Annotated in this window: 13 protein-coding genes and 1 tRNA gene; 11 read left to right on the top strand and 3 right to left on the bottom strand. The window is 42.0% G+C overall.

What is annotated here, in order from left to right:
* Positions 1-36: 36 nt before the first annotated feature.
* From NCY30_RS06785 to NCY30_RS06770, 4 genes are all read left to right on the top strand, one after another.
* A complete protein-coding gene (locus NCY30_RS06785) occupies positions 37-1,176 on the top strand; it encodes an aminotransferase class V-fold PLP-dependent enzyme (RefSeq protein WP_006427358.1) in 1,140 nt (379 codons plus the stop codon).
* Between the two features lie 93 nt (positions 1,177-1,269).
* Entirely contained in the window at positions 1,270-2,367 is a 1,098-nt protein-coding gene (yedE, locus tag NCY30_RS06780) for a YedE family putative selenium transporter (protein ID WP_173784813.1), read from the top strand.
* Positions 2,368-2,417: 50 nt separating this feature from the next.
* The gene (locus NCY30_RS06775; protein ID WP_006427360.1) at positions 2,418-2,621 is read left to right on the top strand and encodes a sulfurtransferase TusA family protein; all 204 of its coding nucleotides are present in this window, start codon (positions 2,418-2,420) and stop codon (positions 2,619-2,621) included.
* A gap of 2 nt (positions 2,622-2,623) precedes the next feature.
* A complete protein-coding gene (locus tag NCY30_RS06770; protein WP_006427361.1) occupies positions 2,624-2,860 on the top strand; it encodes a DUF3343 domain-containing protein in 237 nt (78 codons plus the stop codon).
* 133 nt (positions 2,861-2,993) lie between these two features.
* On the opposite strand, the gene NCY30_RS06765 is transcribed toward NCY30_RS06770, so the two are convergent.
* Positions 2,994-3,581 (bottom strand): TetR/AcrR family transcriptional regulator, encoded by a 588-nt coding sequence (locus NCY30_RS06765; protein WP_173784824.1) that lies wholly within the window; start codon positions 3,579-3,581, stop codon positions 2,994-2,996.
* A 106-nt stretch (positions 3,582-3,687) separates the two neighbouring features.
* Positions 3,688-4,722 (bottom strand): proline racemase family protein, encoded by a 1,035-nt coding sequence (locus NCY30_RS06760; RefSeq protein WP_055303688.1) that lies wholly within the window; start codon positions 4,720-4,722, stop codon positions 3,688-3,690.
* 294 nt (positions 4,723-5,016) lie between these two features.
* Here NCY30_RS06760 and NCY30_RS06755 point away from each other — a divergent pair.
* From NCY30_RS06755 to NCY30_RS06725, 7 genes are all read left to right on the top strand, one after another.
* Positions 5,017-5,114, top strand: a tRNA-Sec gene (locus tag NCY30_RS06755).
* A 144-nt stretch (positions 5,115-5,258) separates the two neighbouring features.
* A complete protein-coding gene (gene prdC, locus NCY30_RS06750) occupies positions 5,259-6,674 on the top strand; it encodes a proline reductase-associated electron transfer protein PrdC (RefSeq protein ID WP_173784812.1) in 1,416 nt (471 codons plus the stop codon).
* A 193-nt stretch (positions 6,675-6,867) separates the two neighbouring features.
* Positions 6,868-8,718 carry a D-proline reductase (dithiol) proprotein PrdA gene (prdA, locus tag NCY30_RS06745; RefSeq protein WP_173784811.1) on the top strand — a complete coding sequence of 617 codons (1,851 nt, stop codon included), beginning with the start codon at positions 6,868-6,870 and terminating at the stop codon, positions 8,716-8,718.
* A gap of 17 nt (positions 8,719-8,735) precedes the next feature.
* Positions 8,736-9,035: a CBO2463/CBO2479 domain-containing protein gene (locus tag NCY30_RS06740; protein ID WP_028088469.1), complete on the top strand. Its 300-nt coding sequence runs from the start codon at positions 8,736-8,738 to the stop codon at positions 9,033-9,035.
* A gap of 2 nt (positions 9,036-9,037) precedes the next feature.
* The gene (gene prdB / locus NCY30_RS06735) at positions 9,038-9,763 is read left to right on the top strand and encodes a D-proline reductase (dithiol) protein PrdB (RefSeq protein ID WP_117597705.1); all 726 of its coding nucleotides are present in this window, start codon (positions 9,038-9,040) and stop codon (positions 9,761-9,763) included.
* A 211-nt stretch (positions 9,764-9,974) separates the two neighbouring features.
* Positions 9,975-10,742: a proline reductase cluster protein PrdD gene (gene prdD / locus NCY30_RS06730; protein ID WP_028088466.1), complete on the top strand. Its 768-nt coding sequence runs from the start codon at positions 9,975-9,977 to the stop codon at positions 10,740-10,742.
* A 20-nt stretch (positions 10,743-10,762) separates the two neighbouring features.
* Positions 10,763-11,245 (top strand): glycine/sarcosine/betaine reductase component B subunit, encoded by a 483-nt coding sequence (locus NCY30_RS06725; RefSeq protein WP_055214632.1) that lies wholly within the window; start codon positions 10,763-10,765, stop codon positions 11,243-11,245.
* Between the two features lie 91 nt (positions 11,246-11,336).
* On the opposite strand, the gene NCY30_RS06720 is transcribed toward NCY30_RS06725, so the two are convergent.
* On the bottom strand, positions 11,337-11,876 hold the full coding sequence (locus NCY30_RS06720) for a YcxB family protein (protein WP_055214634.1): 540 nt from the start codon (positions 11,874-11,876) through the stop codon (positions 11,337-11,339).
* Between the last annotated feature and the right edge of the window lie 97 nt (positions 11,877-11,973).

Genomic DNA, 11,973 nt, shown 5'->3' with positions numbered 1-11,973 from the left:
ACTTGAATCATGTGCGGTCATTAGGAGGAGACAAGTATGATATATATGGACAATGCAGCTACAACAATGCACAAACCACAGGAAGTGATCGATGCGGTAGTAAGTGCGATGAGTTCGATGGGGAATGCAGGACGCGGGGCCAGTGAAGCTGCACTCAGTGCATCCAGGATTATTTATGATACCAGGGAGGGACTGGCAAAATTATTCGGTGCAGAGAATGCAAGGCAGATTGCATTTACATCGAATTCTACGGAAAGTCTGAATATTGCTATAAAAGGAATACTGGATCCGGGAGATCATGTGATCACAACGGTTCTGGAACATAATTCGGTGTTAAGACCGTTATATGAGATGGAGAAGAAAGGCACAGAACTTTCAGTTATAGGATGTAACGAGAAAGGAATGCCGGATATAGCTGCGATGGAGGCAGCGATAAAAGAGAATACGAAGATGATTATCTGTACCAATGGATCGAATCTTACCGGCAATTATGTAGATGTGGCAGTAATTGGAAAGATGGCGCATAAGCACGGACTGATCTTTGTGGTGGATGCATCACAGACGGCCGGAGTATTTCCAATTGACGTGCAGAAGATGGATATAGATATATTATGTTTTACAGGACACAAAGGACTTCTTGGACCTCAGGGGACAGGCGGAATATATGTAAAAGAAGGAATACAGATCAGACCGTTAAAGACCGGAGGAAGTGGAATACAGACATATAGCAAAGAACATCCGGTGCAGATGCCGACGGCTTTGGAGGCAGGTACTTTGAACGGACATGGAATCGCCGGACTTCATGCGGCACTTGGATATCTGGAAAAAACAGGAATTGATAATATCCGCAAAAAAGAAGAAAATCTGATGTGGCGGTTCTATAACGGGGTAAAAGATGTTCCGGGCGTTAAGATTTATGGGGATTACAGTCAGAAAGAACGCTGTGCGATCGTGACGCTGAACATCGGTGATTATGATTCTTCAGAAGTGAGTGATGAGCTTCTTATGGAATATGATATTTCTACCAGATCGGGAGGGCATTGTGCACCGCTTATGCACGAGGCGCTTGGAACGGTAGAACAGGGGGCTGTGAGATTCAGTTTCTCACATTACAACACGGAGGAAGAAGTGGATACGGCTATAAGGGCGATCCGCGAACTGGCAGAAGAACCGTAAAATATGTGATATGTGACAAGGCGTCATAAAAAGTATGCCAGGCATATAGTTATGGGGAAATGCAAGAAAATGAGAGTATAGGAGGAAACACATATGAATTTATCAGATTCAAAGAAAAAACTGGTACTGGCCGGTGTTGTGTGTGGTATTGTAGCGGCATGCCTTGCAACACTTGGAAATCCGGCGAACATGGCATTCTGTATTGCATGTTTTATCCGTGATACGGCGGGAGCAATGGGAATGCATCAGGCAGAAGTGGTACAGTATGCAAGACCGGAGGTTATTGGTCTTGTACTTGGGGCATTTATCATTTCAATAGCAACAAAAGAATATCGCTCAACGGCGGGATCATCGCCGATGATCCGTTTTATTCTTGGTGTGATCATTATGATCGGTGCACTTGTATTCCTGGGATGCCCTCTGCGTATGGTAATCCGTATGTCGGCAGGTGATCTGAATGCATGGGTAGCTTTCGTTGGCTTCATCCTTGGAGTGGCAACGGGAGTATTTGCATTAAAGAAGGGATTCAGTCTTGGAAGAGCACATGTAACTAACAAAGTTAACGGAGCGGTTCTTCCGGCAATCGTGGTTGCGATTTTGATCCTTGCTACATGTACAACACTTCTGAAAGCGAGCCAGGCAGGACCTGGAAGCATGCATGCACCGATTATTGCATCTTTGATCGGAGGTCTTGTATTTGGAGCATTTGCACAGAAATCAAGAATGTGCTTTGCGGGAAGTATCCGGGATATTATCCTGATGAAAAACTTTGATCTTATCAGTGTCATTGCGGGACTTTTTGTAGTGATGCTTGTATTTAATCTTGCAACAGGACGTTTCGTGCTTGGATTTGATACACCTGGAATTATTGCGCATTCTGAACATCTGTGGAATATTCTTGGAATGTACACAGTTGGATTCGCAGCTGTACTTGCAGGAGGATGCCCATTAAGACAGCTGATCCTTGCGGGGCAGGGATCTTCTGATTCGGCGGTAACCGTAGTCGGAATGTTTGTGGGAGCTGCAATGTGTCATAACTTCGGACTTGCGGCAAGTGGAACTGCACTTAATCCTGAGACGAAAGAAGTAGTGGCAGGTGCAGTACCATTGAATGGTAAGATTGCATGTATTATCTGTATTGTGATTTGCTTTATTATCGCATTTACGAATAAGAGAGAAGAAACAAAATAAGATTGAAATATGCTTAAATACATAGTATTCTAGGAAAGAAGGAATTAAATATGAAAGAAGTAGATGCAAGAGGTCTTTCTTGTCCGGAACCATTAATGCTGACAGCAGAAGCGTTAAAAGGAGAAACAGGACCTGTGAAAATTCTTGTCACAGAGCCTCATCAGAAGATGAATGTTGAAAAATTTGCCAAAAGTAAGGGGAAAAAGTCAACAGCTGTGGAGAAAGACGGTTACTACGAAGTGGTGATTGAGTAAAGATGAGAAAAAAAGTAATGAAACTTGTTGTAACTTTCCATACGACGTCTGATGCGATGGCGATGGAGAAGGTATGCAAGGAAAGAAATGTACCAGGCAGACTGATTCCTGTACCGAGAGCGATTTCGGCAGGATGCGGACTTTCCTGGTGTGCGGATCTGACAGACCGAGAACAGATCCTTGATGTGATGAAAGAGGTAGGGATTGAACAGGAAGATGTTCATGAATGCCTTGTATAAGAGGTCATAACAAGGGTATGGAAAATCTGGACTGAAAGAGAACAGGCGTTGACTGCAGAGAAATCTCTGCGGTCAACGCCTGTTAATTTTTGTATATAAGGGAAACTGACAGCTTCTTTCGAATACATGGCGATTAAAGTCCATCCACAAATGTCTGTAATACATGTGGAAGTAACTTGTCTGTACGTTCGGTCAGTGAGAATTTGCCTTTGAAAAGGGCCCAGTCATAGAGAAGAGCACGCTCATACATGGCATATATTTCCATTAGTTCGGAAGCGGTGCTGGTGTTTTTGAATTCTCCGCTTTTTAAACCTTCCTCCATAATCTCTGTCAGCCATTTGAAATAAATACGTTTTTTGTCAGACAAAGATTTCTTATCTTTGGTAACCAGCTGCGAAGAGTAGAGGTAGGCCAGCAGATGTATATCGACGCTGGTTTCTATCATATAAAATAATTCATGGTTTAAAAATAAAAGTTTATCATAACAAGAAAGATTCGGATCAATCACCGCAGCAAGGTCTTCGTATTTCTGGTCAAAAAGATAAGAAAGTGAATTTAAAAGTGCTTCTTTTCCCTTGAAATAATGATAAAAAGTACCTTTTGAAGTTTTTGAAGCGTTGATGATGTCTTCTACGGTAGTCTGTTCGTAGCCATTTTTGTAAAAGAGGTTCCAGGCTGCTTTAACAATTCGGCTTTTTGTAGATCTGCGTTTACGTGGCATTCGGATCATTCCCTTCTTTGCTGTATAAAAAAATAGAAGCGGATCACACGAATCCGCTTCTATTATCATATATGATAATGCAATCTAATTCAACCCCGAATATGCATTAGCCTACAAGGAAACCATATTTTAATGGATCTGTAGAGTCAATTAAGTAAGTAGCAACACCTGTAAGATATGCACTTCCTGTGATCATTGGGATTACTGCATCGTAATCACCGATCTTAGTTTCTTCTTTGATCACACCTTTGAAGCGTGTTCCCATGAAACTTTCATAAATAAATTCTTCGCCGATTCCGAGTTCGCCCCATCCGTGAAGAGTAGCGAGTTTGGCACTTGTACCTGTTCCGCAAGGTGAACGGTCAGCCTGAGCATCTCCGAATACAACAACGTTTCTCATTGTAGCCTGATCCGGATTCGGTGTTGGTCCGTAGAATTCAACCAGGTCAACTTCTGTGATGTCCAGAGTTGGATGCTGGATCTTAACTTCTGCGTTGACTTTATCACGAATCTTCATTCCGAGTTCTGTATAAGCAGGAACTGTCTTAGCGTTGATTTCGCCAATGTCAAGCTTTGTAGTATCAACCAGTGCGAAGAAACTTCCACCGAAAGAAATAGTATAAGGAATGTCTACTCCGTCGATATTAACTGTTAAGTTGTCTTTGTAAATGAATGCAGGTACGTTTGTAAGAGTTACATCTGTTACCTTTCCGTCTTTTACATGAGCTTTTGTTCTGATGATTCCTGCAGGAGCATCCAGAACAACTTCGTTCTCACCTTCGTGGCATTCAACAAGACCTGCTTCAAGGGCTACTGTAACAGCTCCGATCGTACAGTGTCCGCACATGTTCAGGTATCCGCCTGTATCCATGAAGATTACCCCAAGATCTGCTTCTTCGTGGATCGGCTCGCAAAGGAAAGCACCGAACATATCGTGATGTCCTCTCGGCTCCAGCATTAATGCTGTACGAACGTGGTCGTATTTTTCTTCCATCCATTTTTTCTTTTCGATCATTGTGCTGCCTTCTGGCTCAGGGAATCCTCCGATGACCATACGGCAGAACTCACCGGCTGTATGAGCATCTACAACCTGAAGTGCTTCTTCAAACCGGTTGAAGTTAACTTTTGCTTCTAACTTCATAATCCTTACCTCCTTATAATATCCTATAGAATTCATCTATAAGTTTTTATAAAAACACATTGAAAATCTCTATATTTTCGTAGTGCCTTTTTCTATGAGTGAAAAATAAAAATAATAAAATTAACAGATATTGCGATATAAAATTAACAAATAGACTGCATTCTAGTATTTCGTTCAACCTGTTGATTTCATTATGTACGAAATACCTTGAAAAGTCAATGCTTTTTTGGTATTATAAAAATAAATAAAAGTGTTGAAAATTAAGGGCAAATATGATATGGTATATAAGCACATGGGGGTAGTTGGGTAACTGGTGTGCCTCCTAGTCTTCAAAACTAGTGTAGGGCGTTAAGAGCGTCCTGGGTGGGTTCGATTCCCACATGCCTCCGCCAAAAAAACAGACAGTTTTTGTTAAAAAAATGGCGAAAAATAATTCATAGAAAATTTCTATATTAATCAAATTAGAATAAGTAAACGAGCTTGCATAGTTTCGTTTTGACTTAGATAAAATAAAAATTAAAAAGGAGAAGTGTGTCATGGGAAATGTACAGATGTTATTACGTCAGCATGTTGGCGCTCCTTGTGCACCATGTGTAGAAGTTGGTGCTGAGGTGAAAAAGGGTACTCTCATTGCTACACCAACAGGCCTGGGAGCTAACATCTTTTCAAGCGTGTATGGAAAAGTAACAGAGATTACAGAAGACCGCATCATCATCGAGCCGGCCGCTGAACAGCCGGATGAATTCATTCCAGTTACCGAATCAGTAGAAGGTATCACAGATGAATCATCAAAACTTGATCTGGTGAAAGCAGCCGGAATCGTAGGAATGGGAGGAGCCGGATTCCCGACAGGAGTAAAACTTAATATTAATTTAGAAGAAACTCCGATGGGTGAGCTTGATCCTGAGATTAACCCAGAGCTTCCGAAAGACTTCAAACTGGATTGTGGATACATTCTTGTAAATGCAGCTGAATGCGAACCGGGACTGGAACACAACACAAGACAGATCGAAGAGCAGAGTGATAAATTAATCCGTGGTATTAAATATAGTATGGAAATCACTCACGCAAAGAAAGCAATTATTGCTATTAAGAAGAAACATCATAAAGCAATCAAGGTATTACAGAAAGCTCTTGAGAATGAGCCTGATATCAAGATGCACCTGATGGCTGATATCTACCCGATGGGTGAGGAACGTGCAGTAGTAAGAGAGTGTCTTGGGGTATTACTCACAACTACACAGCTTCCATCAGCAGCTAGATCTGTTGTTATCAATGTAGAAACTGTCTGTAAGATTGCTGAAGCGGTTGATGAAAAGAAACCTTGTATCAGCAAGAACATGACAGTCCGTGGTAAATTAAACGGTGGAAATGAAGCACACGTATTCTTCGACGTACCAGTTGGTGTAAGCGTTGGAGAGATGATCGAAAAAGCCGGCGGAATCGACGGAAAATATGGCGAGATCATCATGGGTGGAGCTTTCACAGGAAAGTCTACTACATTAGATGCACCAACAACCAAAACGACAGGAGCAATCCTTGTAACAGTCGAGTTCCCGGATCTCCACGGAGCAACAATGGGAATTCTTGTATGTGCCTGCGGCGGAAGCGAAGAGCGTATGCGTGAGATCGCTTCTAAGATGAATGCCAAAGTAGTATCTATGTGCAAATGTAAACAGGCAATTGAAAACAAACCGGGAGCACCACTGAAGTGCTTAAGACCTGGTAACTGTCCTGGACAGGTTAAGAACAATATGCAGTTCAAGAAAGACAAATGTGAATACATTCTGATCGGTAACTGCTCAGACTGTTCAAATACTGTAATGGCATCCGGACCGAAGATGGGACTGAAGGTATTCCATCAGACAGACCATGTTATGAGAACAGTTGGACATCCACTGTACAGAAGCCTGAAGGTTTCTAAAGAAGTAAGTCAGGAAATTGATTTTTAATTATAACCTGAATGAAACATAATATTATCGGTATTACCGTTGCGTACAATGAGGTAGGAGACCCCCCGATTCTTTTGCCTGACAGAAGTAATTGAGAGGTTCTTCTGGAAGTTGGACGCAGCTGTATATATATTTTTTAACTACAATATTCCGCAAGGAAAATGTATGAAACAAAAACAAGGAGGGAAACAATATGTCAATCACAGCTGAAACAGCAAAAGCACATGCTCATGATCCTGCAGTACTGTGCTGTAGAGCAGAAGCTGGTATCACAATTGAGCCGGCTAATCTCGAAGATCCAGCAATTTTTGATGATCTGGTAGATTCAGGATTATTAAACCTGGACGGATGCCTTACAATCGAAGAAGTACTGGGTGCAAAACTTACAAAAACTTGTGATTCTCTTTGCCCGTTAACAAATGATGTTCTGGATGGTGTAAAAGCACCTACAACTCCAGCAGAAGAGGCAGAGGAAGAAGCTCCGGCAGAGGAAGCTGCACCAGCAGCACCAGTTGCAACAGCAGCAACAGTAGCTGGAGGAACACTCAAGATCCATATCGGAGAAGGAAAAGATATCAATCTTGAAATTCCGGTTGGAGCTCTTGGAGCAACAGGAGAAGCAGTAGCAGAAGTACCTGCAGCAGTAGCAGCTACAGCAACAGCAGAAGCACCTGTTGAAGAAACAAAAGTAGTAGGAACATTAACAAGAAGACACATTAAGATCACAGAGGTTAAGAGAGGACCAGAGACAAAGATCGAAGGAACAACTCTTTACATCCGTGAAGGAATTGAAGCAGAAGTAATTGCTAATCAGGAACTGGTTAAAGATTTCCATCTTGAAATCATCACTCCTGACCAATACCACACATACTCAGAGACAATCATGGATGTTCAGCCAATCGCTACAAAAGAAGGCGATGCAATCCTTGGTGAAGGCGCAACAAGAGTACTTGACGGCGTTGTTATGATGCTGACAGGAACAGATGAAGGCGGAGTTCAGATTGGTGAGTTCGGTTCTTCAGAAGGATACCTTGACGAGAACATCATGTGGGGACGTCCTGGATGCCCGGATAAGGGAGAAATCTTTATCAAAGGTAACATCGTAGTTCAGGAAAAGACTAACATGGAACGTCGTGGACCTATGGCTGCACATACAGCATTCGATATCATTACTCAGGAAATCCGTGAAGTAATGAAAGAATTAGATGACAGCTTCATTGTTGAAGACGAAGAACTGAAATCTATCCGTCGTCCAGGTAAGAAGAAAGTCGTAATCGTAAAAGAGATCATGGGACAGGGAGCTATGCATGATAACTTCATCCTTCCTGTAGAACCAGTTGGTATCCTTGGCGCAAGAGCTAACGTAGACTTAGGAAACGTACCTGTATGCGTATCTCCACTTGAGGTACTTGATGGATGTATCCATGCATTAACGTGTATCGGACCTGCATCTAAAGAGATGTCAAGACATTACTGGAGAGAGCCACTTGTACTTGAAGCTTTACATGATGAAGAAGTTGACCTTTGCGGAGTTATATTCGTAGGATCACCTCAGATCAATGCTGAGAAGTACTATGTATCTCGTCGTGTAGGACATACTGTAGAAATGATGGATGTTGACGGAGCTTTCGTTACAACAGAAGGATTCGGAAATAACCACATTGATTTCGCAAGCCACATCGAGCAGATCGGTATGAGAGGAATTCCTGTAGTAGGACTTTCATTCTGCGCTGTTCAGGGTGCACTTGTTGTTGGTAACAAGTACATGCAGTACATGGTTGACAATAACAAATCAGAGTCTGGTATCGAGAATGAGGTACTTGGATGTAATACACTTTGCCAGGAAGAGGGTATCCGTGCTCTTGCTATGCTGAAAGCAGCTATGGCTGGTGAAGAAGTAAAGGCCGCTGAGAAGAAGTGGAATCCAAACGTTAAATCTACAAACGTAGAGCTGATCGAAGCAGCTTGCGGTAAGAAGATTGAACTCGTAGACAACGAACAGTCTCTGCCGATGAGCCAGAAACGTAAAGAAAAATACGACTAAGATCGGGTGTTATCATAATGGATAATGAACGTTTACACTATGGCGATAAGATCATTTATATGGAAGGTGTGATCGTAGATGTTGATGACTGTAGCATCAGCATCGACTTGAAAGGACGTCTGGGGTTCTTTAAAGCTCCGAAGAGAATGTTCATCTGCGATACAGAACCGAAAGTAGGTCAGGAAGTTGGCTGGAACATGAGTTTCCCGGAACAGCTCGGACCGGAAGTAAATGAGAAATACGTCAGCAATATTGAAAAAGAACGTCGCAAACAACAAGAAATGCAAGCACGTTTGGATGCTAATAAGGAGGATTAAAAATGAGTTTAACGGTTGTTAAAGGCTTACAGTCTGAAATATTCGTTCCTATTACTCCACCGTCAGTATGGGCTCCTGTAACAAAAGAGCTGAAAGATATGTCTATCGCTCTTGCAACAGCAGCAGGTGTTCACAAGAAGAGCCAGGAGAGATTTAACCTTGCTGGTGACTTCACATGGAGAAAGATCGAAAACACTACACCATCTAGTGATCTGATGGTATCACACGGTGGATATGATAACAGTGATGTTAATAAGGACATCAACTGTATGTTCCCAATTGACAGAATTCATGAATTAGCTGCAGAAGGATTTATCAGAGCTTGTGCTCCTGTACATGCTGGATTCATGGGTGGTGGTGGAAACCAGGAGAAATTCAAACATGAAACTGGTCCTGCTATCGCTGAAATGTTCAAAAATGAGGATGTTGACGCAGTAATCCTCACCGCTGGCTGAGGTACCTGCCACCGCTCTGCAGTATTGGTGCAGAGAGCGATTGAAGAAGCTGGAATTCCTACAATTATTATTGCAGCTCTTCCACCAGTTGTTCGTCAGACTGGTACTCCTCGTGCGGTAGCTCCGTTGGTACCTATGGGTGCTAATGCGGGTGGTCCTCACAACGTAGAACAGCAGACACAGATCGTAAAGGCAACTCTGGAGCAGTTAGAGAAAATCGAAACTCCAGGAAAGATTGTTCCGTTGCCATTCGAGTATGTTGCTAAGATCTAATTCTATTTAAAGAATATTGTTGATCTTAAGAAGGGCAGATGTATTTTGCATCTGCCCTTTTTTAAAAAAAGAATGAGACAATATATTGGAATTTCTTGCAGTATATTGTATACTAGAGACATGGAGAAGGCATAGAAAGGGGCAGAGATATGCTTAATTTCCTGAACGGTACAGGAAAGAGATATGCCTTAAGAATATAGGAGGTGACATGATGGCTGAGAAAGAGATAGACTTAAGACGCCTTGTGATCAAAGCATTTCATATGACAGATGTGGAATGGGGTGAACACAATAATATCACAACGGATGGACATATGACAGTCAGTAAAGAGATGATCGATCAGCTTGTTGCACAGGATGATTGTATTGAGAAGATTGATATTCAAATCATAAAACCGGGAGACCACGACAGATGGACGAACACGATCATGGATATCATTCCAATCTCAACAAAAGTGCTTGGTAAATTGGGAGAAGGAATTACTCACACCATAACCGGTGTATATGTAATGCTGACAGGCGTTGATGTGAATGGAAAGCAGTGTCACGAATTTGGTTCATCGGAAGGGAATCTGAAAGAACAGTTATACTTAAACCGTGCAGGTACACCGGGAGATGATGATTATATCATTTCTTTTGATGTTACATTTGCGGCCGGAATGGGACAGGAGAGACATGGACCATTTACTGCGCACAGACTGTGTGATGAATTTATTCAGACATACAGGGATAAACTGAAAAAGTTCAAAGGGGACAAGTGTACGGAACGGCATGAATATCATGATAAGGTGAGACCTGGAAAGAAGAAGGTTGTCATTATCCGTCAGGTTGCAGGTCAGGGAGCTATGTATGATACGTGGATGTTCCCGGATGAACCGTCAGGGGTTGAAGGCGGACGTTCAATTATCGATATGGGTAATATGCCGGTTATGATTACTCCAAATGAGTACAGAGACGGTATTATCCGTTCGATGCAGTAATAATAGGAGGTGCAGAAGTTATGGGTATTGGACCATCGACAAAAGAAACATCATTACATCATTTCAGAGATCCTCTTCTGGAAGTCGTATCTGAGGATACAGATCTGGACCTTCTTGGACTTATTATAGTAGGGACTCCGGATGATAATAAAGATAAGATGCTGGTTGGAACCAGAGCGGCAGCAATGGCTGAGTGTATGCGTGCAGATGGTGTGATCATATCATCAGATGGATGGGGAAATAGTGATGTGGATTATACCAACACATGTGAACAACTTGGTATTCGTGGAATTCCGGTAACGGGACTTAATTTCAGCGGAACGGTTGCGAAGTTCGTTGTAGTCAATGATTATCTGGATGGAATCATTGATATTAATAAGAGTGCCGATGGCACAGAAACAGACGTTGTCGGAGAAAATAATATGGTGAAAGTAGACTGTCTGAAGGCGAAGGCACTTCTGAAACTCAAGATGCGCCATAAAGACGAACTGGAAGGACGTTAAAATATCTGGACAGAATGTCTGAAAAAAGGAAAACGGAGAACTTGTAAAAAGAGAAGATTACCACATTTTGCGATGGAAATCTTCTCTTTTTCTATTTGTCAAATGCCGAATCAATAGGTCCGTATTTGATTTCCGGATGCTGTTCTAACATCCATTGTTTAAAACTGCTCGAATCCCCTTCTGTAAAAGAGTCTTTGTCAAGCATAACTCCTTCTATCTGATCTTTGGAAGTTAATTTATAATAAGTTTTTGCTTCTTCAAATTTTGTGAGATCTTCCCAGTTTACATGATTGTTGATCTTATTGTTGATAAAGAGTGCTATATCTTTCTCACGGATCATCACTTTACATGTCCAGTCTTTTCCATTGAAATATTGTGCGCGTGTCACACGGAAAGTTTTGTCAGCATGCATCCATTTGAAAAATACTCCGCGGTAGAGGGCTATAAAGGAAAGTGTAGCACCAACAGACTGCCATCTGAGCGAAGCGCCTACATGATGAAAATAAATCCAGCCAAAAGTTCCGGCTGCGAAGATTATACAATATACGTAAAAGATGGGAAGCTTCCAGAATTTTGGAGCTGCCCATTTGTCATAACGCTTGCGTGTCATTACATATTCGTTAACAAACATATGATATTCTCCATAAATAAAATTGTAATGCGTGGAAACTGCACAGGCAGTTCTTCTTGAGTGTCAGGATATAAAGATGGCAGTCTGTTAAGACTGC

The organism is Dorea sp. MB18-49 (genome assembly GCF_023669465.1).
In the GTDB taxonomy this organism is placed as follows: domain Bacteria; phylum Bacillota; class Clostridia; order Lachnospirales; family Lachnospiraceae; genus Dorea_A; species Dorea_A longicatena.
The sequence above is the reverse complement of the archived record's forward strand: the minus strand, read 5'-3'. Positions and strand labels throughout refer to the sequence as shown.

Excerpts from the sequence above, each read along its gene's own strand:
- NCY30_RS06785 (WP_006427358.1), top strand. The coding sequence starts at position 37 with ATGATATATATGGACAATGCAGCTACAACAATGCACAAACCACAGGAA.
- NCY30_RS06725 (WP_055214632.1), top strand. The coding sequence starts at position 10,763 with ATGGGTATTGGACCATCGACAAAAGAAACATCATTACATCATTTCAGA.
- NCY30_RS06765 (WP_173784824.1), bottom strand. The coding sequence starts at position 3,581 with ATGCCACGTAAACGCAGATCTACAAAAAGCCGAATTGTTAAAGCAGCC.
- NCY30_RS06740 (WP_028088469.1), top strand. The coding sequence starts at position 8,736 with ATGGATAATGAACGTTTACACTATGGCGATAAGATCATTTATATGGAA.
- NCY30_RS06760 (WP_055303688.1), bottom strand. The coding sequence starts at position 4,722 with ATGAAGTTAGAAGCAAAAGTTAACTTCAACCGGTTTGAAGAAGCACTT.
- yedE (WP_173784813.1), top strand. The coding sequence starts at position 1,270 with ATGAATTTATCAGATTCAAAGAAAAAACTGGTACTGGCCGGTGTTGTG.
- prdD (WP_028088466.1), top strand. The coding sequence starts at position 9,975 with ATGGCTGAGAAAGAGATAGACTTAAGACGCCTTGTGATCAAAGCATTT.
- prdC (WP_173784812.1), top strand. The coding sequence starts at position 5,259 with ATGGGAAATGTACAGATGTTATTACGTCAGCATGTTGGCGCTCCTTGT.
- NCY30_RS06775 (WP_006427360.1), top strand. The coding sequence starts at position 2,418 with ATGAAAGAAGTAGATGCAAGAGGTCTTTCTTGTCCGGAACCATTAATG.
- NCY30_RS06720 (WP_055214634.1), bottom strand. The coding sequence starts at position 11,876 with ATGTTTGTTAACGAATATGTAATGACACGCAAGCGTTATGACAAATGG.
- prdA (WP_173784811.1), top strand. The coding sequence starts at position 6,868 with ATGTCAATCACAGCTGAAACAGCAAAAGCACATGCTCATGATCCTGCA.
- NCY30_RS06770 (WP_006427361.1), top strand. The coding sequence starts at position 2,624 with ATGAGAAAAAAAGTAATGAAACTTGTTGTAACTTTCCATACGACGTCT.